Consider the following 22,279-nt stretch of genomic DNA (forward strand, 5'->3'; position numbering starts at 1 on the left):
GTGGCGTGCTTGCTGTCGCCGCGTCACTGGCGGCTTTTTGCTTCTTCGACGCTTCGTGATGCCCTATCGCGCATCCAGTCGCGGCTCCCGCGGTGCCATGCTTACCCGCTATATGTCCCGCCACCCCGCCAACGGCGGCGCCTTTCAGGCATCCGGCCGCCATCGCTGGTGCGGGCAATACCGCGGAAAACGAAAACGCAAGCGCAGTCACTACGATGGTTCTAACGATCATGGATTACCTCCTTGTCATGAGCAAGGAGGAGCAGCAAGGGGCGTGCCGTGGCGAGAGAACCGGTCTGGCGAGGAAGGTTGCAAACTCGGCGACGTATGACATGCGAAAGAGGAGTTGCGCATTCCGTTGGCACTTGCTCCATTCTCGCTACCAGGCAATGGTGCCGTCAGTGAACACGCGTAATGGTAGGCAGGAGCACGTCGTCGTCCCTGGCATCCGAGCGTACAGCGAGTTTCTCCATGGCGGCAAGCTGCCGTTCAAGCAACGCATCCAGTTCTTTGCGTTTAGCAATGTGATCGGCCGAATCACGCACGAGCATTGATGTCGCAAATTCGCGGGCGTTAAGCATGCGTGCCTCCTGAGATAGCCAATAGATGTGGTATCAATTGCGCCGAGGGCAGTGCTCTCTTTTGACGTGCAATGCCGCTAGCGCCTATCCGCCGAAAATGACGCGGGGAGTCGATCGTAGGGGATGCTCTGCGGAGCGGCAACTCGGGTCGTCCCGCATATGAGTAGATCAGGCGCGTCACACTGCCACACATGTGGCGAACAGAGCGCAAGCTTTCTGACGTTGATTACCGACCGCACGCGCCCCGCTGAACATGCAGTGCGTTATTCGACCACGCCGATAAGATTATCAATATCGTTCTCTATTCTGGTCCGCGCCTCTCGCATCGCGCTCTCGTGGTTATCAGAAACCAGCGGCAGCATTAGCCCCGACCCCTTATATTCCGCGCGGAATTGCACCCAGGCCGCGTATGCATAGATGCCTGATTCTTTGCGTGTCACGTTAAGCGTTACGTCGTACGTGCGACGGTTACCACATGCGCGGGTGTACTGGAAACGACTTACCTCAGCCATACGCATCAACGTTCCTCCAATGATCGAATCACACATGACTCGCCTTGACGGCAGCCTCGCTTGGCGCAAAGACACGGCCGCGAACCTACGCTATTCGTGCTTTCCGGAACTGACGCGAAATGGCCGGCGAGGCATTGGTTTGCCGTCCACAAAGGCAGTCGCGCAACGCACCGCAAAGGCGAAGGCGCAGCTTCGGCTCGCGAACTGCCCCAATTCAGGCAGCGAGACGGATTCGCCGTCATCCTTCAGAATGCACGCGTGCGCGACGAACGTATTGCCGCGCCTGGTGCTTGATGCCCAGATCGCGGCACCGCGGTGATAGAGAACCATTTGCGCTCGAAGATTCGGTGAAAGTATATTGTAATGTCATCAGCTATCCTTGGCTCGACTGTTACGTTTTCGGATTAAGTGCCCCATCCATACTGCTGCGCATCTCGCCTGGTAAGTCGAGGAGAATTTGTGTACCCGATTTCATGATGGCGATAGGGAAACTTCGGCCCAAACGCGTCTGCGCCGGTTCGACGCGACTCATACAAGGGGCAGTCATGAATTTGAATTTTCGCGTTCTCGAGAAGGTCGCGTTTTCTGCTGTCGTGTTGTCTGCCTTGTCCTGTATTGGACTTATCGTTCGCGCGAAATTTCCAGGCATTCTCGATCTATTGCCGCGAGGTCACGATGTAGCTATTAGCGAATTCGCGCTTGCCTGCATGTTTCCAAGCGACTGTGAGCAACTGCTCGATCTCCTGATGACGGCTGATGAGCGCAGTGCTGAGTCGCTCGTTTTAGAGCGACGGGAATAGGCCGTCATCAGCGCATCCGCCTCGGCTGCCATGCACTGCGCGAACTACCGATCGACGGCCACGATTTCGTATCCGGGGTCAGCGTGCTCGTTCGCGACTTTGTTTGCGTCCTCGTACGAGAGAAAGCGCGTGGCTTCCTTGATTTCCGGCGCCAGGCCTATATCGCCATCCTCTGCGGTGCAGAGAAACTTCTCTCCAGTCTTCACGACGTAGACGGTCGTCATGTCTCCCTCCATGGCTTGCAGGGGTACTTTCAGTCTAGCAGGTCGGGACAGTTGTTGCCGCCGATGCATGTTCTTCGAATTGGCTCGCAGCGGCGTGGCAGCCCGGGAAGGCAAGCGCGAGAACTTTCATAAGTTTCCTCTTTAGGCGCAGTGCAGCACTGTAAATGGAGAAGATCTGCGCAACGCTTGCCTTTCAGCGATCGTTACCGCGGGTGTTTTCAACGTACGACTGACGGACCAGATAGGGGAAGAGGCAAACGACAGGAGTTATTTCAAGGGCCGCAAACTATCCGATCTCGTGGTCCGAACGCCACGCCGGTACGCGGTTTGCTGAATATCGGTGAACAGTCGTGATGGAGGCTCAAATGCAAAATAGAAAGGAAGAAGCGAACCCGACGAGTGAACGGCCGGAGGATGCCGTCGACAAGGCGGTCGAGGATACATTCCCGGCAAGCGACCCGCCCGCAACGGGTGGCACGACGCGCATCGAGACAGACGAGGAAGCCGATAGTCCTGACAAGGCAGACAATGGAAAGCAGAAAAAGCCCCAATAAATGATGCTGTGCCGCAGGTCAGGAAGCGCCAGGCATCGGAGATCGTTAATCCCGGCTTACAGGCAGTGGGCGCGTATGACGCGCCGCCATGCGGCCGGGTCCTGCAAGCTCGTCTTCAGATGAGCTTGTCAGTCCTTTGCGTCACCTGTACGGCATGCGGCATGCGCGATGCCGACGAGAAGTACACCCATCTTCGCGCTGTGAGGGATGACGATGTCGAGCCAGTACGATGTGCCTTATCGCCGGTGCAGCATCGAGGTTCACGTGACGGCGTCGAAGGGACATGCGATTGGCGGCATGTACCGCCGGTTTCGCGTCTCTTGGGCGATCTCTTTTCCAGAACATCCCGAACGCAAAGTGGTGAACTTTCCCGAGCAATTCGATTTTCTGTCCGAGCAGGAAGCACTCAGATATGGAGAGAGCCGCGCGCGCACGTTCATCGACTCGATCCTTTCGGCGCCGTCCGGACGGGGCGAACAATGCAATCACGCCGAAGAAGCAGAAGGCCCGGCGACGATATAAGCGACGCCCGTTCGTTCGTGGTCTGGCTCCACGAAGCGAAACGCCGCCAAATGAAGACGCAATGGCGCCACTCGCCGCTACGCGGCGAGTTCGATCCGCCGCTTACCGCGAACGAGGTGGCGCAACGACCTTGCCATCCGTATCGACAATCTGCACGGCCTTGTTCATGCCGTTGACTGCGTGAGCCGGATCGCCCGTCAATATGGATGAGCCGACGCCCGACACTGCGTCCTCAAAGGCGCTGCTTAACGCCATGAAGTTGCTGTTCACACGGCTCTCCGCGTTGTTGACAGCCTCTGCGGCAGCACCGAGCATGATCTCGTTGACATGCCGCCACCATGCAACGGCCTTTGCAGTGTTCGCTAACGCGTAGCTCGTCTGCAAGCGCCATGCGCCGAAGGGCGAGCGCGCGGCGGCAGCTTCGAGCGCGACGACACGCTGCTCGTCGATTGCCGTATTCATCGCGCGGCTGTTGAGTTCCGCGAGGCGTTCCGCCGTTCGGATGTAAAGCTCCGCCAGATCGTTGATCTCGGCACCGATCCATGCAGCACGTTCGGACGCCCTGTTGGCGGCGGCATCGGGCAACGCAATGACACTCTCGGACATGTTCGACTCCTCTACGGTTGGACAGGACTTCGCGCTGCATTGCCGCAATCGTCGTTCCTGTCGTTCGTCCGGAATGACCGGCTTTGGGCATCGAGCGTGCTGCCTCGTTCTGACTGCCGTCCCCTAGCTTGCCAGGAGTGAGCCCGATGACCCTTGAAGAGATTTATGCCCGAATATGGGATTTCCTCGCTGCCGCGGTACGCGAAGAAAAGAACCCGTTCAAGCTGATGCAGGCGGCGACGGTCGGCCTCGATGGCGGCCCGAACGTGCGTACCGTGCTCCTTCGAAGCGTTAGTGAACAGGAGAATCTGCTCACTTTCCATACCGACTTGCGCTCGCCGAAGATCGCCGAATTAAGCCGCGAACCGCGCATTGCCCTCGTTGGCGTCGATCCCGTTCATAACGTGCAAATCCGGATGTCCGGCGAAACCCGGATCGTGCGCACCGGGCAAGCGCGACTGAATGCATGGAGGTCCAGCCCCGACCACGATCTGGTCGTCTACCGGACGCGCCTCGCACCTGGCACTCCAATAGGCCACGCGGATGATGCCCATCACCAGACGCAACCTGTTCCCGATCCAGACGAAGGTTTAAAGCATTTCTGCGTCGTCGAGGTGCGTCCCACGCGCCTGGATTGGCTCGAGCATCTCACTGTGGATCGTCAGCAACGCGCACGCTTTGTTCGTCAGGGCGACATCTGGTTGCGCGACTGGATCGCACCCTGATCGCGCAAACGACGCCGCCTTCTGTCTTCTCTGCATAAGGTCATTGCGGGTACACGCTTTGCATTCGCGATGGCGGGACGTCATTTCATTAGCAAACAGATGGCACATGCACTCGTGGTCGACGATGATCCGTACATTCGCGAAGCGCTGGTGGCAATCGTCGAGGAAGATTGCCTGACCACAGCGACTGCAGGCGACCTGCGTGAGGCGCGCATTCAGCTTGCGCGGCAAATGCCTGACGTGGTGTTCACCGATCTTCATTTGCCCGATGGTACAGGCGTGGAGCTGTACGAGGACCTGGGCCCGGATTCCGGCATCCCGTTCGTCGTGATCACGGGCAACGCCACGGTCGAATCAGCCGTCAACGCGATGAAGATGGGCGCGACCGACTATCTCGTCAAACCCATCAACGTGGAGCGCGTCAAAGCAGTCCTTAGCCGGCTGCCGCGCGCTGGCGATCTCAAGGCAGAGATCGGATCGTTGCGCAGCGAACTCCGTCGCATGGGCCGGTTCGGCGCGATGCTCGGCAACTCGCCCGCCATGCAACGCGTGTACGACCAGATCAGCCGGGTCGCGCCTACGAACCTCTCGGTCATGCTGGTGGGTGAGTCGGGTACCGGCAAGGAGGTCGCGGCTCAAACGCTTCACGCGCTCAGCCTGCGCCGCAAGCACGAGTTTCTGGCGGTCAACTGCGGCGCAATCTCCCCCAACCTGATCGAATCGGAAATGTTCGGCCATGAGCGCGGCGCATTCACGGGTGCCGAGCGGCAGCACAACGGATATTTCGAGCGCGCCAACGGCGGCACACTGTTTCTCGACGAAATTACCGAAATGCCGATCGAGTTGCAGGTGAAGTTGTTGCGTGTGCTGGAGACAGGCGTGTTCATGCGGGTCGGCACCACACATGAAATGGCAACCGATGTCCGCGTCATCGCAGCGACGAACCGCGATCCGGCTCGGGCCGTCGCCGAGGGCAAACTCCGGCTCGATCTATATCACCGGCTCAATGTGTTCCCCATCGACATGCCGCCGCTGCGCGAACGCGGCAACGATGTCGAACTGCTCGCGCAGTCGTTCCTCGATGATCTGAATGAACAGTACGGCACAGCCAAGCATTTCCCGCCTGCCGTCAAGGACATGCTGCTGTCATACACGTGGCCAGGCAACGTGCGCGAACTGAAGAACTACGTGCAGCGTGCGCACATCATGTCCCGGCCAGAGGCGAACAGTACCGCCACCGTGCCTTTACAGGTGTCGCTGTCGGCACCGGATGTCCGTTCGACTGTCACCATTTCATACGGCACCTCTCTCGCGGATGCCGATCGCGAACTGATTCTCGCGACGCTCGCGCAGTGCGGCGGTGTAAAAGCACGCGCAGCCGAAGCGCTGGGTATCAGCCTCAAGACCCTCTACAACCGGCTGATGGAATACGGTGCGAGTGCCACTAACAAAAGCGCGGATGACGGCACTGGCCCGGAGCAATCCTGAACATGGTGCAACCCGCGAGCGTCGCTGCGAAGCGCGCGCGGGCATCCCGCTTGCACCGCTCCCCAAACGCGAACCTCCGTGACAGGACTCGCTCACGTCACGATGAATCAATGGAGAGCACCTATGCCGCAGCATATTAACCATTCGCATGCGATTTCTCGCGACCAGTGAGCACTCAACATTCTTCCGCCATGAGAAACGCGGGATCGCGCGTCACGATCGTCGTATTGACGCATAACCGGGCCGCACGTCTGCGCGAGACATTGCGTCGCTTGCGGGCATTGCACGAGTACCCGCAAATCATCGTCGCTGACAACGCATCGACGGATGAGACGGTGCCCATGGTCGAACACACGTTCCCCGACGTGCGCATCGTTCAGTGCGGCAGGAATATCGGCGCGGCGGGTCGCAACCGGGCTGTCGCCTATGTGGACACCGAATATGTGGCCTTCTGCGACGACGACACCTGGTGGGAGCCAGGCTCGCTCACGCGGGCGGTGCAGGCGCTCGATGCATCGCAGCGCGCAGCCGTACTGAATGCGCGAATTGCAGTCGGTGAAACGGGTGAAACGGACCCGACCTGCGACATCATGCGGCACAGTCCGCTCGATGTGCGCGGACTGCCCGGCCCTTCCCTCGTCGGCTATATGGCAGGTGCGGCAGTGTTCAGGACGGCTGTATTCCGTGAGACAGGTGGCTACGATTCACGCCTTTTCATCGGCGGGGAAGAAGAGTTGCTCGCGCTCGATGTGCTGGAACGGGGCTACGCGATCGCCTACTGTGAATCGCTAACCGTCGCGCACCATCCATCGCCCGCGCGCGACAGCGCATTGCGGCGGCGCATGCTCGCGCGCAACGCCGCATGGATCGCGTGGCTGCGCCTGCCCATCGGCGTGGCAATCGTGCGGACGCTGAACGCATGCCTCACCTTCGGGCGCGAACGCACGCTGCTGCGTGATAGCTTGACGATGTTGCGAGGACTCGCATGGGCGCTAAGCGAACGCAAACGCGTGTCGCCCCACGTGCTGTCGATGTTGCGCACGGTCAAGCGCCACGAGCGTCGACGTGCATCGATACCGCCCGTTCCGCGCCCGCACACCATACAGCCGCGCAAACAAGGCTACGGACAATCCGTTGGACGGTAGGGTTCGCGGCTTGCGTGCTATGCGCGCACTATGCAGGCGCTTTGCCCGCCGCGTCCAGAATCGCCTTGGTCAAGAGCGGCGCAGCGACGGGTTTGGTCAGATGCATGCTGAAACCGGCCTGCCGTGCGCGGTCCTGATCATCCTGATGCGTATAGCCTGTCAGCGCGATGCTGGGAATACGCGGCTGCGCGGTGGCGGCGTGTTGTGCTTCGAAGTCCCTGACGCGCGCGAGCACGTCATATCCGTCCTCGGCGCCGAGCATGATGTCGCAAAGCAGAACGTCTGGGCGGGCATGCGCCGAAGCATGCGCGAGCACGGCGAGCGCTTCGTCGCCCGAGGCAGCCAGTTGCACCTGCGCGCCGCTCGCAGTCAGGACGGCCTCCAGCGCATCGCGCGCATCTTCCTGATCGTCGATGACGAGCACGCGTAAGCCTTCGAGAGGCAGATGCGTTTCGCCGGGCGCCTGCCGCGTGCCGGAATCGGGCACGTGTTGCGCGATGTCTTCAACATCGATAACCGGTCGCAACGGCAATACCAAACCATACGCGACGTGATTGCCGACAGGGATCACCGTCAACCGGCCGCCCGACGAGCTTAGCTTCGTTTCGATCGACCTCGCGGCCTGCTGTGACAGTTCCAGCGATGTGTCGTGTGCCCCCACCACGCTGATCCATGCGTGATTGCCCTCTCGCTCGGCGCGCAATTCCACGAGCCCGCCTATTCGCGTCTGCTCGATCTCGCCCTGACACAGAGTGGCGATAGCCTGCTGTAGCTCCATGGGATCGCCGGTGACGCACAGATCTTCATGCGGCACACTCGTACGCCAGGTGATACGCCGGCGCGCGATGGTTTCTTGCAGCGGACGCAGCGCCTCTGCGATCAGCGCACTGACACGCACGGACTCCGACGACACCTTGCGTTGAAGATGCTCGAGTTCCCCTTGCTGCCATTGCAGCGCCCACATCTTCGCGTAGACGGCGCCGCGCGCGATCAGTTCATCGTGTGTGCCCTGTTCGACGATGCGCCCGTGCTCCATGACGAGAATCCAGTCTGCGTCGACGACCGTCGACAGCCGATGCGCAATCGAAATCGACGTGCGTCCTTGCGCAAGACGGTTCAGCTCAGTCTGGATCGCGCGTTCCGAACGGGTATCGAGCGCAGAGGTGGCCTCGTCGAACACGATGATGCGCGGATTCTTCAGAATCGCGCGCGCGATTGCGATACGCTGCCGCTCGCCGCCCGACAACAGCACGCCGCGTTCGCCCACGCGCGTATCGTAATGATCGGGCAGACGTTCGATGAATTCGTCCAGTTGCGCGGCACGCGCCGCCCGCACGACGTCGGCACGCGTCGCGCCTTGCCGTCCGTAGGCGATGTTGTAGGCAATCGTTTCGTTAAACAGCACGGTGTCCTGCGGCACGATCCCAATCGCTTCGCGCAGGCTCTTGTGTGTGATCGCGCGCAAGTCTTGCCCGTCGATCAGCACGCGCCCGGAAGTCGGCTGGTAAATGCGGAACAATAGCCTCACCAGTGTCGACTTGCCCGAACCGCTGCCGCCTACCACAGCGAGCCGGTGACCGGCGTGAACGCGAAATGTCACGTCGCGCAGCACCTGGCGCGCGGGATCGTAGCCGAAGTTCACATGCTCGAACTCGATCGCGCCGTGCGTCACGGCGAGCGGCTTCGCGTCCGGCATGTCGACGTCTTCACCGGGCACACCGCGCGCGACCAGAATGGCGAACATCCGCTCGACGTTGACCTTGGCGTCGTTGGTCTCGCGGAAAACGAAGCCGAGCGTGTTCAACGGCATGCAAACCTGAATGATGTACGCGTTGATCAGCACGAGGTCGCCGACGCTCATCGCTCCCGTCATCACGTTCTGCACCGCGAGCAGTACCACAGCGGCGATACCGAGCGCAACCACACCGCTTTGCCCCACATGTAGTGTCGTCAACGCGCGCTGGTTCGCGATTCGCGCATCGACCCACTGCGCCAGCACGTCCGAAAGACGTCGGGTTTCGGTCTCCTCCGTTGCAAAGTACTTGACGGTATCGTAGTTCAGCAGACTGTCGACGAGCCGCCCGTCGGATTGCGCCTCAATCGCATTCACGCGACGCTGCACCACCAGTCGACGCCGGGTAAAGATGTACGTGTAGACCGCGTAGCACGCAAAAGTTGCCGCCATGATGAGCGTGAACGTCCACGTGTAGTTGCGCATCACAATCGCGGCGATCGTCCCGATCTCGATGAAGGTGGGCAGGATCGAAAACAACGCGGTGCCGAGCAGAAAGCCGATTCCGTCGGTACCCTTCTGCACGTCGCGCACGACAGCGCCCGTCTCGCGCCGCGCATGAAAGCGCGCGCCCAGCCGGTGCAGATGACCGAAGGTGCGCTCAGCAAAATCGGCCACCGTGCGCTGTGTGACGGGGCTAAAGACAACATCGCGCGCTTCGTTCAGTGCATCGGCAAAAAAGCGCAGCAGCGCGTACGCCAGCACCAGAAATACGGGAAAAACGACGGGCGACTCAGGGTGACTCAATTCGTCGACGATGTGCTTGAGCGTCAACGGAATCGCCACGGCGCAGAGTTTCGCGAGAATCATCAACGCGAAGGATGCGGCCGTGATCGCGCGATACTTCAGCACGGCGGCTAGCAGATCGCGCACGATCAGTCGTCTGATTTGCGTGCGGGTAGTTGTTGCGTCGGTCGTGATCATCGTCCTTCCCGGTGGGCCGCGCATTCATTTGCGCGACGTGTCGCGAGCGAGATTCGCTCCCGCTAGCGGCCGCTTTTTCGACTCTAACCTCACCCGCCATCTAACGTTGCCGTGGGCCAAGATCCGGGGGCGAACCTTCTCCGAAGCGCCTGGCGCCTCACAGAGCGCTTCTTACATGATGTGTGTAATTCGGGGCACGCCACAGCGCTTCGAGCTGCGACCAATTCGCGAAATAACCTTCTGCGCCTGGATCAACGATGGAAACGCGCATTCTCACCCTTCGGCACACCGAATGCTGAACCGTCCTCGTGCGCCGTCTGACGTGCGGACACAAAGCAGCGCTCTTCCTCTCTCACACCGTTCACCTGCAAAGGGCCTCCGATGAAAATAGCGATGATCAGCGAACACGCGTCTCCCCTCGCGCTTGCAGGCAGCGTCGACAGCGGCGGGCAGAATATCTATGTCGCCAATGTCGCGCGCCAGCTGCAACGAAGCGGTCACGAGGTCGACGTGTTCACGCGCCGCGATCGCGCGCTGCTGCCCGCTATCTCGAACATGGACGGCGTGCGCGTGATCCATGTTCCCGCGGGACCGCCGCTGCAGTTGCCCAAGGAGCAGTTACTGCCGTACATGGGCGAGTTCGCAGACTTTCTGACCGGTTTCTTTCGGCGCCAGCGTGCGCCCTATCAGGTGATGCACGCGAACTTCTTCATGTCGGGCCTCGCGGGGCTGAAAGTGAAGCGCGCGCTCGGCATTCCGCTCGTCACGACATTTCATGCGCTTGGCCGTGTACGCCGACTTCATCAGGGAAGCGACGACGGCTTTCCCGACGAACGGTTTGCCATCGAAGATGAACTGGTCCGGCACTCGGACGCGATCATCGCCGAATGCCCGCAGGACGAGTCGGATCTGATCGAGATGTATCACGCCGACGCTGAGCGGATCGAGATCGTGCCGTGCGGCTTCGACGCGGAAGAGTTTCATCCCATGGACCGCAACGAGGCGCGCAAGGCACTTGGATGGCCGCGAAACGGATTCATCGTGCTGCAGCTCGGACGGATCGTGCAGCGCAAAGGTATTGACAACGTGATTCTCGGTCTTGGCGCGCTCAAGGCTCAACACGGAATCGACGCGCAGTTGTATGTCGTCGGCGGAAACTCGGATACGCCCAACGAGATCGCCACGCCCGAGATCGCGCGGCTGCGCGGCATCGCGCGGCACGCAGGCGTCGAGCACGCGACCATCTTCGTCGGACGCCGCGGACGCGAGCAGTTGCACCAGTTCTACAGCGCCGCAAGCGTGTTCGTCACGACGCCGTGGTACGAGCCGTTCGGCATCACGCCCGTGGAAGCGATGGCATGCGGCACGCCTGTGATCGGCGCGAACGTCGGCGGCATCCGTCATTCAGTCAAGGACGGCGAAACCGGCTGGCTCGTGCCGCCGCGCGACCCCGCCGCGCTCGCAATGCGGCTCGCGGCGCTGCAGCGCGACCCCGCGCTCGCACGCCGTATGGGCGAGGCCGGCCTCGCGCGGGCCCGAACCGAGTTCACGTGGAGCGGCGTGGCGACGGCCCTGAAAGCCGTCTACGCACGCGTAGCCGACGTGAACGCGGATTCCGGCCGCAGCCATGTCGCCGGGACACTGCGTTCGGCGGCGGGAGGCGCCGCGCACTAGTGCGCGATCAGTCAGCTTCGAACGCCCTCTTGCTGGAGCAGCCATGCTTACACCTTCTGCCGGAAAGCCGACGGCGGCCGTCTTTATCGACAAGGACGGCACGCTGCTCGAAGACGAGCCCTATAACGTCGATCCCGAACGCATGCGGTTCGCGCCCGGTGCCTACGAAGCGCTGTCCGCGCTCGCATGCTGTCCGTTCAAGCTGATCGTGATCAGCAACCAGAGCGGCGTCGCGCTCGGACGCTTCCCCCTCGAGTCGCTCGACGCGGTCGAAGCCAGGCTGCGCGACATGTTCGCGTCATGCGGCGCGACGCTCGACGGTGTGTACTGGTGTCCGCATCATCCCGACGGCAGCGTCGCAACGTATGCGCAGGCGTGCGACTGTCGCAAGCCCGCGCCCGGCATGCTGCTGCGCGCGTCGCGCGAGCATGCAATCGATCTGCGAGCGTCGTGGTTTGTCGGCGATATTCTCGACGACGTCGAAGCGGGCAATCTCGCGGGATGCAGGACGATCCTGCTCGATAACGGTCACGAAACCGTCTGGGATCGCTCGCATGCGCGAATGCCGACAGCCTGTGCGCGCGATCTCCATCGCGCGGCGTTGATGATCCTTCAGTATCACGAGCGTTGCAACGCCGACGCCGCCGCTGACCTGCAACGGACAGCGTGATGAAAACGCTCTCTCTGCTCCCACAGCCACGCGCTGCACATGCGCGCATCGCGGCGCAGGCCCCGCTCGCGCCTTGGGGAAGCGAGATACGGCGCGTCCTCTGTGTGCGCACGGACAACCTCGGAGACGTGCTGATGACGACGCCCGCGCTGCACGCGTTGCGCGATGCGTGCCCTGGCCGTCATCTGACGTTGCTGACGTCAGGCGCTGGTGCGGCCCTGGCGCCCTTTCTCACCGACGTCGACGATGTGATCCGTTACGACGCGCCATGGGTGGGTGCCCGCACGCCTCGCTCGCATCCGGCGGATCTCGCGATGCGCACGTTGCTCGAGGAAGGCCAGTTCGACGCCGCCGTGATTTTCACGGTCTACAGCCAGAACCCGATGCCTGCCGCGACGATGTGTTACCTCGCGGGTGTTCGTCGCCGGCTCGCGCGCTGTCGTGAGAATCCGTATGCGCTGCTCAACGACTGGGTACGCGAGACTGAACCCGAGCACGGCGTACAGCATGAAGTGCAACGACAGTTGTCGCTGGTGCAGGCGATCGGCGCGAACGCCGACGATACGCGCATGCGCATGCAACTGCGTGGCATCGATCGGCAGACACTGGAAACGATCCTCGCACGGCGCGGCATCGACCCCGAATTGCCCTACGCGCTGATACATCCTGGCGCGAGTGCCGAATCGCGCCGTTATCCCGTTGAGCGGTTTGCAGAAGCAGCAGCGAAACTCGTGCGCTCGACGGGAATGAACATGCTGATCACGGGCAGCGCGAGCGAAGCGCCGCTCGCGCATGCGCTCATCGATGCAGCCGGTCCTGCTGTGCGCCCCTTCATGCACGACCTCACGGACGCCTTCGAACTCGGCGCGTTCGCCGCGCTGATCGAGCGCGCGGCGGTGGTCATCTCGAACAATAGCGGCCCGGTGCATATCGCGTCGGCGCTGCGCGCGCCCGTCGTCGACCTGTACGCGTTGACCAACCCGCAACATGCGCCCTGGCAAACGCCGCATCGCGTGCTGTTCAACGACGTCGAGTGCCGCTGGTGTTATCGCAGCGTGTGTCCAGAACAACATCACGCGTGTCTGCGAGGCATACCGTCCGTCGAGGTCGCCAACGCAGCGCTCGATCTCATCGAAGAAACCAGCCGGAACCGGCCGACGTGCCGCACGCGGCCTGTCCATCACCCGATCGAAACCCATACGGAATGACGCTCATGTACACACTGGGAATCAATGCCGTCTATCACGACAGCGCCGCCGTGCTGGTGCGCGACGGCGTCGTGCTGGCCGCTGCCGAAGACGAGCGCTTCACACACGTCAAGCATGCGAAGCGCCCCGTGCCGTTTTCAACATGGCAACTGCCGTTCGACGCAATCGACTACTGTCTGGGCGTGGCCGGCATCACGCTGAAAGACCTCGACCACGTTGCCTACTCGTACGATCCAGCGCTGTTCGCGGGGATGCCGAAGGATGCGCGCGCAACCATCGAGCTTCCGTTCGACCCCGCCGCGAGAAACGTCGCAAACCCGTCTGAATCGCCGTGGGACCCGCTGTTTCTGAGCTACATCGCGAATGCTAAGGCGCAACTGCTCGACGGCGCGCCGCATCACCTGTCGAAACGCTTCAAGGATGCCGATCGCAACAACGGCTTCCGCTGGCATTTCGTCGATCATCATCTGGCGCATGAAGCCAGTGCATTTCTGGCCAGCCCTTTCGCCGACAGCGCCGTGCTGACGATGGACGGGCGCGGAGAAGGTGTGACGACCAGCATGGGGCAATTCGTCGATGGCAAATACACGCGGCTGCGGCAGGTCGAACTGCCACACTCGCTCGGCCTGCTCTACGAAGCCGTGACGGCATGGCTAGGCTTTCTGCATTCATCGGACGAATACAAGGTGATGGCGCTCGCCTCTTACGGCAAACCCGTCTATCTCGAACAATTCCGCGAGATCGTCAAGACGAGGCAGGACGGCTCGTACACCGTCGACGCGCCGCGCCTTGTCGAACGGTTCGGCGGGCCGCGAGAGCGCGGCGGCCCGCTCGAACAGCGGCATTTCGACATCGCGCATTCGCTGCAATGCGTGCTCGAGGAAACCGTGCTGCATCTGGCACGCTGGCTGCATCAGCAGACAGGGCTAAGCCGGCTGTGCATGGCGGGCGGCGTCGCGCTCAATTGCGTGATGAACTCGAAGGTCCGCGACCTCGGACCGTTCGACGAAGTGTGGGTGCAGCCGGCAGCCGGCGACGCAGGCACGGCGCTCGGCGCGGCCCTGTGGACCGACTATCGCGAGCGCGGCGACGGCACGCGCCACTGGACCATGGATCACGCGTATCTCGGACCCGAGTATGGCGACGACGAAATCGAGCGCTTTTTGCAGTGGTCAAAAATTCCCTACCGCCGGGCTCAGGATGTGGTCAACGAAGCCGCCGACATGCTCGCCGCCAACAAGGTGATCGGCTGGTATCAGGGACGCACCGAGTTCGGGCCGCGTGCACTGGGCGCGCGTTCCATTCTCGCGTCGCCCATCGATCCCGGCATGCAGGCGAGGCTCAACGAGATCAAGGACCGCGAGGATTTCCGCCCCGTCGCGCCCGTGGTGATGGAAGAGCATGCAGCGGACTGGTTTGTCGGCGGACAGCGCGCGCCGTTCATGCTGTTCGTGTTCGACGTGCGCGAAGAACAGGCCGCGCGCATCCCGGCCGTGCGGCATGTCGATGGCACAGCGCGGGTCCAGACGGTCAACCGCGCGCAGCACGCGCTCTACTACGACCTGTTGGATGCGTTCCGGCAACGCACGGGCGTGCCCGTGCTGGTCAATACGTCGTTCAATACACGCGGCGAGCCGATGGTCAATTCGCCACGCGACGCGGTCGAATCGTTCTGGACCTCGCCGCTCGACGCGCTCGTGATCGGGCCGTTCATCGTCGAAAAGGCCCGCTCCGCCGTGCCGGGCGCATCGGCTGCGGAACGCGCACGATGAACGCTCGCGACTTCGGTCAAGCAGAGACAGGCTCGGCTACGGGGGCCGCTTGCCCGGCTGGCGAACAGATGCAGTTCGATGTCTCTGTCGTCGTGCCCACATACGCGCGCCCGTTACTGCTCGGCACGTGCCTCGATGCACTGGCCGCGCAGGACTTCGACGCAGCCCGTTACGAGATTATCGTGTGCGACGACGGCCCCGACGACGCAACGCGTGCCGCCGTTGAACGCTTTGCGCAACATTGCGCATCGGCACGGGGGCTGGTGGTGCGCTATCTGCCCGTCACCGCCACCCAAGGACCCGCGGGTGCACGCAATGCGGGCTGGCGTGCGGCGCGCTCGCCCCTCATCGCCTTCACCGACGACGACACGATCCCCGATCCGCACTGGTTGACAGCCGGTGTCGACGCGCTTCGCTCGGGTGCCGATGCGGCGTCAGGCGCAATCGCCATGCCGCTGCCCGACGCGCCGACCGACTATGAACTCGATGCGAGCGGCCTTGCACGGTCCGAGTTCGCCACGGCTAACGCATTCGTACGTCGGGCGCGGCTCGCGGCGCTGGGCGGTTTCGACGAGCGTTACACATCGGCGTGGCGTGAAGATTCGGACCTGCAGTTCGCCATTCTGCAAATGGGCGGCACGATTGTCCGCGCAGAGCGGGCGCTCGTCGTTCATCCCGTGCGGCCCGCCCGGTGGGGCGTGAGCCTTTCGCAGCAGAAGAAGAGCCAGTTCGAGGCGTTGCTGTATCGCAAGCACCCTGAGTTGTATCGGCAGCGGATCGACGCGACGCCGCCGTTACGTTACTACGCAATCGTGGCGAGCCTTCTGTGCGCGGGTATCGCGGCACTTGCCGGACAGCTGCTGGTCGCCGCGCTTGCGCTGGCCCTATGGATAGCGCTGACAACGGCGTTTTGCGTCAGACGTCTGCGCCATACGCGCCGCGACCCGATGCATGTCGCCGAAATGGCATGGACGTCGATACTGATCCCATTCCTGTCGATTTACTGGCGCTTACGCGGGGCGCTTCGTTACAAGGTGTTCTTCCTGTGAATTCCTTCATCGAACGACTCAGCCCGCAGCGCATCGTGATTTTCCGCGCGCTGCAACTCGGCGACATGCTGTGCAGTGTTCCCGCCTTGCGCGCGTTGCGGCGTGCCGCGCCGCATGCGCATATTGCGCTGATCGGCCTGCCGTGGGCGCGTGTCTTTGTCGATCGCTATCGGGATCTGCTCGATGAACTGATCGTGTTTCCGGGCGCGATCGGCTTTCCCGAACAGCGGGAAGACGACACTGCGTTGCCCGCGTTCATCGACGCGATGCGCGCGCGGCGCTTCGATCTTGCCGTTCAGCTGCATGGCAGCGGCGGCGTCGCAAACGACATCGCAGAGAGCTTCAATGCACGCGCGAATGCGGGCTTCGTGCAGCACGACGAGATTCAACGGGCGGGCTGTTTCATCGAATGGCCGGACACGCTGCCCGAGCCGCACCGCTACCTCGCATTGACCAACGCGATGGGCGCGCCGTGCGAAAGCGATGCGCTCTCGTTCGACCTGTCAAACGACGACGACACCGAGTGTGCCGCCCTTGTCGCCGCGCATGGCATCGAGCCGCAACGCCTGGTGCTGATTCACCCTGGCGCGCAATTGCCGTCGCGGCGTTGGCCTGTGGCCCGTTTCGCCGAAGTCGCCGACATGCTTGCCGCCTACGGCTGGCAGATCGCCATCACGGGCACGGCCGCTGAAGCCGAGTTGACGGCGGCCGTGCTGGGCATGATGACTGCCCCCGCGCTTCATCTGGCGGGATCGACGTCGCTCGGTGCGCTCGCCGCGCTCGTGGCGCGCGCGAGGCTCGTGGTCTGCAACGACACGGGCATTTCTCACGTCGCGGCTGCCATGCGCACGCCAAGCGTGGTGATCGCATCGGGCAGCGATACACGCCGCTGGGCGCCCCTCGATCACGCGCGGCATCGTGTGCTGGCCGACTATCCGGCTTGCCGTCCCTGTTCGTTTCGCACGTGTCCTTACGGGCACGAGTGCGCGCTCAACGTGTCTGTCGCACAGGTCGTGAGCGCCGCCCGCGCGATGCTCCCGCGCGACCCCCATGCGCATCCCGCCGGTTCATGCCAGTTGCACACGAGCGGCGCGACGATCATCCCGCTTCACCAGGAGACCCGCGATGTTGCATAGCTGCCGCCGCCTGCGCGTGCTGACCTGGCATGTGCACGGCAACTATCTTTACTACCTGACCCAGGCGCCGCACGACTTCTTTCTCATCACCAAACCTGGCAATCCGCCAGGCTACGCCGGCGCAAATGGCTCGCTGCCATGGGGCGATAACGTGCACGAGGTGAATATCGACGAGGTCGCGTCACGCGAGTTCGATGTCGTGCTGTATCAGCATCGCGAGCATTGGGAACATGACCGCGAAAACGTGCTGTCGGCAGCGCAGCAGCGCTTGCCGCGCGTGTACATCGAGCATGATCCGCCAATGGAAAACCCCTATCAGCAGTGGCATTGGGTCGATGATCCCGACACGCTGCTGGTACATGTCACGCATTTCAACCAGTTGATGTGGGATTGCGGCGCGACGCCCACGCGCGTGATCGAGCATGGCGTCGTGATACCCGAAGGCGTGCGATACAGCGGCGAGCGCGAATGCGGGATCGTCGTCGTCAACCATCTCGCACAACGCGGGCGGCGACTTGGCGCGGATGTGTTCACGCAAATGCGCTCGCGCGTACCGCTCGATCTCGTCGGCATGGATGCGAAAAGCTGCGGCGGGATCGGTGAAATCGGCAACATGGAACTCGCCGGTTTCATCGCGCACTACCGTTTCTTTTTCAATCCGATCCGCTGGACGAGTCTCGGTCTCGCGATCGTCGAGGCGATGACCATCGGCATGCCAATTGTCGGCCTTGCCACGACAGAATTGTCGACCGTGATCCGCAACGGCGAGAACGGCTTCATTCATACGGGCCCGGACGCGCTTTGCGATGCCATGCATATGCTGCTGCGCGACCCGTCTCTTGCTTGCGTGCTCGGCGCGAATGCGCGACGCACGGCGCTGGAGCGGTTCCATATCGATCGTTTCGTGCAGGACTGGCACGACACGCTGACTCAGGTCACCGCCTGAACATCTACCAGGAGCACGCTGATGAAAGAGCTATCGCGCAAACGCATTCTCGTGACGGGCGGTGCGGGCTTTCTCGGCTCGCATTTATGCGAGCGGCTCGTCGCGCAAGGGCATGACGTGCTATGTGTGGACAATTTTTTCACGGGCACCAAAGACAACATTGCGCACCTGCTCGATTGCGCAAACTTCGAACTGATGCGACACGACGTGACGTTTCCACTGTATGTCGAAGTGGACGAGATCTACAACCTTGCTTGCCCTGCGTCTCCGATCCATTATCAGCACGACCCCGTGCAGACGACCAAAACGAGCGTGCACGGCGCGATCAACATGCTGGGACTCGCCAAACGCGTGAAAGCCAAAATTTTCCAGGCGTCGACGAGCGAGGTGTACGGTGACGCACGCATCCACCCGCAGACGGAAGATTACTGGGGTCACGTGAATCCCGTCGGCCCGCGTTCCTGCTATGACGAAGGCAAACGCTGTGCGGAAACCCTGTTTATGGACTATCGCCGTCAGCACGGACTCGATATTCGCATCGCGCGCATCTTCAACACGTATGGGCCCCGCATGCATCCTGCCGATGGGCGCGTTGTGTCCAACTTCGTGATGCAGGCGCTAAGCGGCGAAGCGCTGACAGTGTATGGCGATGGTTCGCAGACGCGCTCGTTCTGCTATGTCGACGACATGATCGATGCGTTCATCCGGCTGATGAACCTGCCGGAATATGCCGGCGGCCCCGTCAATCTCGGCAACCCGCATGAAGTCACGATGCTGCAGATCGCGCAACGGATCGTCGACATGACGGGTTCGTCTTCAACGATTGAGTTCCGCCCGCTGCCCATCGACGATCCGTGGCATCGTCAGCCAGATATCACCCGTGCAACCGAATTGCTCGCGTGGAAACCGGTTACGTCACTCGACATGGGACTGGAAAAAACAGTTCATTACTTCTCCGTCAGGCTGCGCGAGGCGCGCCATGCTGAACATGCAAGAGGGTTGGAAGCAGGGCAAGCATCGCAGTCCAGTCAACCGTTCAGTGTTTAGGAAGCGAGCGGGCGATTCCAGATTGCCACGGTGCGACGAATTAACCGCGCTGCGGTCGAGCGAAGGCCTGTGAGCGCGCGGGCCAGCCGCAAAGGCACAGCCGTTGCTCCACCGTGCTCATCTCCGACCAGGCCGACCAGGCATTATGGAGTTGAACATGCGATCCCCCCGTTCAAAATCGTCGCACGACCATTCGAGACAGCCGCCCGGTCGAACCCGCAGCCTCGCTGCATTGGCCAAAGAGATCGTGGCGCGATTTTCCAGCGACCGCTGCACAATGATGGGTGCCAGCATCGCCTTTTATTCGGCGTTTTCTCTCGCGCCCACTCTCGTGATCGTGCTTGCGGTGATCGGCTGGTTTTTCGGGCGCGACGCCGCTCAGGGACGCCTCTTCACGCAGGTCAAAGGCATACTGGGCGGCGATGCCGCCAGCGCGATCCAGGCGATCGTCGAGAACGCGCACTTCTCCGGCAAAGGCGGCTTTGCCGCATTGATATCGATCGTGCTACTCGCGGTCGGTGCCTCCGCCACTTTCTCGTCGCTCAATACGGCACTGGACGTGGTGTTTCATGCAAAGTCTCCCAAGGGGATCGCTGGCGTGGCACTACTGCTGCGCGCCCGTCTTGTTTCGCTCGGTCTCGTGATGGGCCTCGCGTTTCTACTGGTCGTCTCGCTTGTACTCGATGCCGCGATCCAGACAGTTGGCCATGCGATCTTCGGCAGCACTGCCCTCACCCTATTTGCGGAAGTGGCCCAATCGCTGTTCGGGCTCTTGATCCTGACCATCGGGCTCGGCGCACTGATCAAATGGCTGCCGGACGTGCACGTCGCCATCCGCCCGGCCTTGATTGGCGGGCTGGTTGCATCGGTACTGTTCACGGTCGGCCGTCAGCTCTTTGGTCTTTATCTGGCTCACGCAGGCACGGCTGGCTCGTTCGGCGCTGCCGGCTCGCTCGCGGTGCTGATGATGTGGCTGTATTTCTGCGCCGTCGTTTTCCTTCTTGGCGCGGAAGTCGTTGCCGCGCTGAGCGGCGTGGGGGGAGCAACTTCTGCTGATGATGACGAGGCTCAAGGGGCAAATGCTCCCGCCGCTCTGCCAGCCTCGACGGCCGCGCATCAGCGCGAGCCTCGAGAATCGAAATAACGTTCGATGCGGGACACGGCGTAGCGGGCCGCCTCATGCCGGATCTCGTTGCGGCTACCCGAAAACCGCTGCGTCTCCGAGAACGTGAAGATCTTGCCGTCGCGCAGCCGGTAAGCCCACGCGAAGCGTTCATGCTTTCCCCCCGGCCGACCGGTCATGTCGCCATCATGTCAACCAGCAGCTTTCCGTTGAGCACGACGATCAGACTCGCGACTGCCCACGTCAGCAGCTTTGTCCAACGGCCAATGACGAAGCAGCCCATCAGTCGCCGGTCGGAGACGAATTGGGCCAACGGAATCACCGCAAACGGCAACTGCATGGAGAGGATCACCTGGCTCAACACCAGCAGATGCGCGGTGCCGTGCTCGCCATAGAGCGCAGTGACGATGACCACCGGTACGATCGCGAGGCCGCGCGTGACGAGCCGGCGCGCCCACGCCGGCATACGCCATTGCACGAAGCCCTCCATCACAATCTGCCCCGCCAATGTCGCGGTCACGGTCGAGTTCAATCCCGATGCGAGCAAGGCGAGCGCGAACAGGGTGGAAGCGATGGCGATACCGAGCAGCGGCGACAACAGACGGAATGCGTCGCCGATTTCGGAAACATTCGTGTGTCCCGTGTCGTGGAAAGTTGCGGCAGCGACAATCAGGATGGCCGCATTGACGCAAAGCGCCAGCACCAGAGCGAGCGTACTGTCGATGGTGGCCCAGCGGATGGCGTCGCGCCGTCCCTCGCGCGTCTTCGGATAAGCGCGTGTTTGCACGACAGAAGAATGCAGGTAAAGGTTGTGCGGCATGACCGTCGCCCCGATGATGCCGATCGCCACGTAGAGCGCTTCCCGGTTGGTGACGATCTCGGACGACGGTAAGAAGCCGCGCAGCACGGCGGCCACGGGTGGCGCAGCGGCCACGATCTGTACGATGAAGCAACCCGCGATCAGGACGAGTAACGCAATGACAAACGCTTCGAGAAAGCGAAAGCCACGGTTCATCAAAAGCAGCACCAGGAAAGCATCGAGCGCGGTGATCATAGCGCCGACGATTAGCGGAATGCCAAAAAGCAGCTGCAAAGCGATAGCCGTGCCGATGACCTCAGCGAGGTCGCAGGCGACGATAGCCAGCTCGCAGGCAATCCAGAGTGTAATGGCGAGTACCTTCGGGTAGCGCGCGCGGCACGCCTGCGCCAGGTCCAGTCCTGTGGCGATGCCCAGACGTACCGACAGCGCCTGCAGCAAGATGGCCATCAGGTTGGACAGCAGGATAACGGCGAGCAGCGTGTAGCCGAACCGTGATCCGCCGGCAATGTCGGTTGCCCAGTTCCCGGGGTCCATATAGCCGACGGAGACCATATAACCTGGCCCCATGAAGGCGAGAAAGCGCTGCCAGCCCACGCGGCCTGCGGGTACGGCAACGGAACGGTACGCCTCTGGCAAGCTCGGCGCAGCCAAATCGACGGTGTCGGCGTTCGAACACGATTTCGGATGGTCGGGCATAGTGCTGGCGATTGAAGTGTCTTTATCGAAGGCCGCATCGCTGTGAATGAGGCGCCGTCAGCGACGCTGTCGGACGCGCGACGTCTCTTGCGAAACGTTAGCAATGGGTATTCCAGACACGCCGGGCGCATTGCGGCGGGCAGTTGTGTGACGCACCGCGTGACGCACCGCGCGACGCACCGTGTGCCGCCCGGTCCGGCGCTCGCGCCACGAGCGAATCGAAAGGTCGCGAAGGGACAGAACGTGCAATGCGATCAGCAGCAAC

At 62.1% G+C, this 22,279-nt stretch carries 22 protein-coding genes; 15 read left to right on the plus strand and 7 right to left on the minus strand.

The features are described 5' to 3' along the window. Nucleotides 1-398: 398 nt before the first annotated feature. Together H3V53_RS07830 and H3V53_RS07835 are read right to left on the minus strand one after the other, a co-directional pair. Nucleotides 399-581, minus strand: coding sequence for a hypothetical protein (locus H3V53_RS07830; protein WP_336597467.1), 183 nt, complete (start codon nucleotides 579-581; stop codon nucleotides 399-401). 263 nt (nucleotides 582-844) lie between these two features. Next, on the minus strand, nucleotides 845-1,129 hold the full coding sequence (locus H3V53_RS07835) for a hypothetical protein (RefSeq protein WP_336597468.1): 285 nt from the start codon (nucleotides 1,127-1,129) through the stop codon (nucleotides 845-847). A gap of 509 nt (nucleotides 1,130-1,638) precedes the next feature. Between H3V53_RS07835 and H3V53_RS07840 the strand changes: the two genes are divergently transcribed. Beyond that, nucleotides 1,639-1,893: a hypothetical protein gene (locus tag H3V53_RS07840; RefSeq protein ID WP_054921635.1), complete on the plus strand. Its 255-nt coding sequence runs from the start codon at nucleotides 1,639-1,641 to the stop codon at nucleotides 1,891-1,893. A gap of 44 nt (nucleotides 1,894-1,937) precedes the next feature. Here H3V53_RS07840 and H3V53_RS07845 read toward each other — a convergent pair whose 3' ends face one another. Next, complete coding sequence (locus tag H3V53_RS07845; RefSeq protein WP_054921633.1) at nucleotides 1,938-2,117, minus strand: hypothetical protein; 180 nt, start codon at nucleotides 2,115-2,117, stop codon at nucleotides 1,938-1,940. 365 nt (nucleotides 2,118-2,482) lie between these two features. Between H3V53_RS07845 and H3V53_RS07850 the strand changes: the two genes are divergently transcribed. Next, the gene (locus tag H3V53_RS07850) at nucleotides 2,483-2,671 is read left to right on the plus strand and encodes a hypothetical protein (protein WP_336597469.1); all 189 of its coding nucleotides are present in this window, start codon (nucleotides 2,483-2,485) and stop codon (nucleotides 2,669-2,671) included. Nucleotides 2,672-2,935: 264 nt separating this feature from the next. Next, the gene (locus H3V53_RS07855; protein ID WP_336597470.1) at nucleotides 2,936-3,193 is read left to right on the plus strand and encodes a hypothetical protein; all 258 of its coding nucleotides are present in this window, start codon (nucleotides 2,936-2,938) and stop codon (nucleotides 3,191-3,193) included. A gap of 102 nt (nucleotides 3,194-3,295) precedes the next feature. Here H3V53_RS07855 and H3V53_RS07860 read toward each other — a convergent pair whose 3' ends face one another. After that, nucleotides 3,296-3,799, minus strand: a complete 504-nt coding sequence (locus H3V53_RS07860; RefSeq protein ID WP_336597471.1) for a phasin family protein — start codon at nucleotides 3,797-3,799, stop codon at nucleotides 3,296-3,298. Between the two features lie 146 nt (nucleotides 3,800-3,945). On the opposite strand from H3V53_RS07860, the gene H3V53_RS07865 reads away from it, so the two are divergent. The 3 genes from H3V53_RS07865 (at nucleotide 3,946) to H3V53_RS07875 (ending at nucleotide 7,157) form a co-directional block, all read left to right on the plus strand. Further along, the gene (locus H3V53_RS07865; protein ID WP_336597472.1) at nucleotides 3,946-4,524 is read left to right on the plus strand and encodes a pyridoxamine 5'-phosphate oxidase family protein; all 579 of its coding nucleotides are present in this window, start codon (nucleotides 3,946-3,948) and stop codon (nucleotides 4,522-4,524) included. A gap of 99 nt (nucleotides 4,525-4,623) precedes the next feature. Next, nucleotides 4,624-6,012: a sigma-54-dependent transcriptional regulator gene (locus H3V53_RS07870; protein ID WP_336597473.1), complete on the plus strand. Its 1,389-nt coding sequence runs from the start codon at nucleotides 4,624-4,626 to the stop codon at nucleotides 6,010-6,012. A gap of 191 nt (nucleotides 6,013-6,203) precedes the next feature. Further along, complete coding sequence (locus H3V53_RS07875; protein WP_336597474.1) at nucleotides 6,204-7,157, plus strand: glycosyltransferase family 2 protein; 954 nt, start codon at nucleotides 6,204-6,206, stop codon at nucleotides 7,155-7,157. Nucleotides 7,158-7,185: 28 nt separating this feature from the next. Here the strand turns inward: H3V53_RS07875 and H3V53_RS07880 are convergent, their stop codons facing one another. Continuing rightward, on the minus strand, nucleotides 7,186-9,870 hold the full coding sequence (locus H3V53_RS07880; RefSeq protein ID WP_419539463.1) for an ATP-binding cassette domain-containing protein: 2,685 nt from the start codon (nucleotides 9,868-9,870) through the stop codon (nucleotides 7,186-7,188). A gap of 384 nt (nucleotides 9,871-10,254) precedes the next feature. Between H3V53_RS07880 and H3V53_RS07885 the strand changes: the two genes are divergently transcribed. The 9 genes from H3V53_RS07885 (at nucleotide 10,255) to H3V53_RS07925 (ending at nucleotide 20,519) form a co-directional block, all read left to right on the plus strand. After that, nucleotides 10,255-11,547, plus strand: a complete 1,293-nt coding sequence (locus H3V53_RS07885; RefSeq protein ID WP_336597476.1) for a glycosyltransferase — start codon at nucleotides 10,255-10,257, stop codon at nucleotides 11,545-11,547. A 43-nt stretch (nucleotides 11,548-11,590) separates the two neighbouring features. Then, nucleotides 11,591-12,217, plus strand: a complete 627-nt coding sequence (locus H3V53_RS07890) for a D-glycero-alpha-D-manno-heptose-1,7-bisphosphate 7-phosphatase (RefSeq protein WP_336597477.1) — start codon at nucleotides 11,591-11,593, stop codon at nucleotides 12,215-12,217. Continuing rightward, on the plus strand, nucleotides 12,217-13,425 hold the full coding sequence (locus H3V53_RS07895) for a glycosyltransferase family 9 protein (protein ID WP_336597478.1): 1,209 nt from the start codon (nucleotides 12,217-12,219) through the stop codon (nucleotides 13,423-13,425). Before H3V53_RS07890 ends, H3V53_RS07895 begins: the two co-directional genes overlap by 1 nt. A 5-nt stretch (nucleotides 13,426-13,430) precedes the next feature. Then, nucleotides 13,431-15,197 (plus strand): carbamoyltransferase family protein, encoded by a 1,767-nt coding sequence (locus tag H3V53_RS07900; RefSeq protein ID WP_336597479.1) that lies wholly within the window; start codon nucleotides 13,431-13,433, stop codon nucleotides 15,195-15,197. A gap of 68 nt (nucleotides 15,198-15,265) precedes the next feature. Then, nucleotides 15,266-16,246 (plus strand): glycosyltransferase family 2 protein, encoded by a 981-nt coding sequence (locus H3V53_RS07905; protein WP_336597514.1) that lies wholly within the window; start codon nucleotides 15,266-15,268, stop codon nucleotides 16,244-16,246. Between the two features lie 65 nt (nucleotides 16,247-16,311). Continuing rightward, nucleotides 16,312-17,382: a glycosyltransferase family 9 protein gene (locus H3V53_RS07910; protein WP_336597515.1), complete on the plus strand. Its 1,071-nt coding sequence runs from the start codon at nucleotides 16,312-16,314 to the stop codon at nucleotides 17,380-17,382. Beyond that, on the plus strand, nucleotides 17,372-18,328 hold the full coding sequence (locus tag H3V53_RS07915) for a glycosyltransferase family 4 protein (RefSeq protein WP_336597480.1): 957 nt from the start codon (nucleotides 17,372-17,374) through the stop codon (nucleotides 18,326-18,328). Before H3V53_RS07910 ends, H3V53_RS07915 begins: the two co-directional genes overlap by 11 nt. Nucleotides 18,329-18,349: 21 nt before the next feature. After that, nucleotides 18,350-19,375, plus strand: a complete 1,026-nt coding sequence (locus tag H3V53_RS07920; protein WP_336597481.1) for a UDP-glucuronic acid decarboxylase family protein — start codon at nucleotides 18,350-18,352, stop codon at nucleotides 19,373-19,375. A 157-nt stretch (nucleotides 19,376-19,532) separates the two neighbouring features. Beyond that, complete coding sequence (locus tag H3V53_RS07925; RefSeq protein WP_419539464.1) at nucleotides 19,533-20,519, plus strand: YihY/virulence factor BrkB family protein; 987 nt, start codon at nucleotides 19,533-19,535, stop codon at nucleotides 20,517-20,519. Here H3V53_RS07925 and H3V53_RS07930 read toward each other — a convergent pair. Next, nucleotides 20,492-20,677 (minus strand): hypothetical protein, encoded by a 186-nt coding sequence (locus H3V53_RS07930; protein WP_336597483.1) that lies wholly within the window; start codon nucleotides 20,675-20,677, stop codon nucleotides 20,492-20,494. The genes H3V53_RS07925 and H3V53_RS07930 overlap by 28 nt on opposite strands. Next, nucleotides 20,674-22,014 (minus strand): Nramp family divalent metal transporter, encoded by a 1,341-nt coding sequence (locus H3V53_RS07935; protein ID WP_336597484.1) that lies wholly within the window; start codon nucleotides 22,012-22,014, stop codon nucleotides 20,674-20,676. Before H3V53_RS07935 ends, H3V53_RS07930 begins: the two co-directional genes overlap by 4 nt. Nucleotides 22,015-22,279 lie beyond the last annotated feature (265 nt).

The organism is Paraburkholderia bengalensis (assembly GCF_037126505.1).
In the GTDB taxonomy this organism is placed as follows: Bacteria; Pseudomonadota; Gammaproteobacteria; order Burkholderiales; family Burkholderiaceae; genus Paraburkholderia; species Paraburkholderia bengalensis.

Excerpts from the sequence above, each read along its gene's own strand:
- H3V53_RS07845 (WP_054921633.1), bottom strand. The coding sequence starts at position 2,117 with ATGACGACCGTCTACGTCGTGAAGACTGGAGAGAAGTTTCTCTGCACC.
- H3V53_RS07895 (WP_336597478.1), top strand. The coding sequence starts at position 12,217 with ATGAAAACGCTCTCTCTGCTCCCACAGCCACGCGCTGCACATGCGCGC.
- H3V53_RS07840 (WP_054921635.1), top strand. The coding sequence starts at position 1,639 with ATGAATTTGAATTTTCGCGTTCTCGAGAAGGTCGCGTTTTCTGCTGTC.
- H3V53_RS07930 (WP_336597483.1), bottom strand. The coding sequence starts at position 20,677 with ATGACCGGTCGGCCGGGGGGAAAGCATGAACGCTTCGCGTGGGCTTAC.
- H3V53_RS07835 (WP_336597468.1), bottom strand. The coding sequence starts at position 1,129 with ATGTGTGATTCGATCATTGGAGGAACGTTGATGCGTATGGCTGAGGTA.
- H3V53_RS07860 (WP_336597471.1), bottom strand. The coding sequence starts at position 3,799 with ATGTCCGAGAGTGTCATTGCGTTGCCCGATGCCGCCGCCAACAGGGCG.
- H3V53_RS07900 (WP_336597479.1), top strand. The coding sequence starts at position 13,431 with ATGTACACACTGGGAATCAATGCCGTCTATCACGACAGCGCCGCCGTG.
- H3V53_RS07870 (WP_336597473.1), top strand. The coding sequence starts at position 4,624 with ATGGCACATGCACTCGTGGTCGACGATGATCCGTACATTCGCGAAGCG.
- H3V53_RS07935 (WP_336597484.1), bottom strand. The coding sequence starts at position 22,014 with ATGCCCGACCATCCGAAATCGTGTTCGAACGCCGACACCGTCGATTTG.
- H3V53_RS07885 (WP_336597476.1), top strand. The coding sequence starts at position 10,255 with ATGAAAATAGCGATGATCAGCGAACACGCGTCTCCCCTCGCGCTTGCA.
- H3V53_RS07905 (WP_336597514.1), top strand. The coding sequence starts at position 15,266 with ATGCAGTTCGATGTCTCTGTCGTCGTGCCCACATACGCGCGCCCGTTA.
- H3V53_RS07875 (WP_336597474.1), top strand. The coding sequence starts at position 6,204 with ATGAGAAACGCGGGATCGCGCGTCACGATCGTCGTATTGACGCATAAC.
- H3V53_RS07915 (WP_336597480.1), top strand. The coding sequence starts at position 17,372 with ATGTTGCATAGCTGCCGCCGCCTGCGCGTGCTGACCTGGCATGTGCAC.
- H3V53_RS07890 (WP_336597477.1), top strand. The coding sequence starts at position 11,591 with ATGCTTACACCTTCTGCCGGAAAGCCGACGGCGGCCGTCTTTATCGAC.
- H3V53_RS07830 (WP_336597467.1), bottom strand. The coding sequence starts at position 581 with ATGCTTAACGCCCGCGAATTTGCGACATCAATGCTCGTGCGTGATTCG.
- H3V53_RS07920 (WP_336597481.1), top strand. The coding sequence starts at position 18,350 with ATGAAAGAGCTATCGCGCAAACGCATTCTCGTGACGGGCGGTGCGGGC.
- H3V53_RS07925 (WP_419539464.1), top strand. The coding sequence starts at position 19,533 with ATGCGATCCCCCCGTTCAAAATCGTCGCACGACCATTCGAGACAGCCG.
- H3V53_RS07865 (WP_336597472.1), top strand. The coding sequence starts at position 3,946 with ATGACCCTTGAAGAGATTTATGCCCGAATATGGGATTTCCTCGCTGCC.
- H3V53_RS07910 (WP_336597515.1), top strand. The coding sequence starts at position 16,312 with ATGCTGTGCAGTGTTCCCGCCTTGCGCGCGTTGCGGCGTGCCGCGCCG.
- H3V53_RS07850 (WP_336597469.1), top strand. The coding sequence starts at position 2,483 with ATGCAAAATAGAAAGGAAGAAGCGAACCCGACGAGTGAACGGCCGGAG.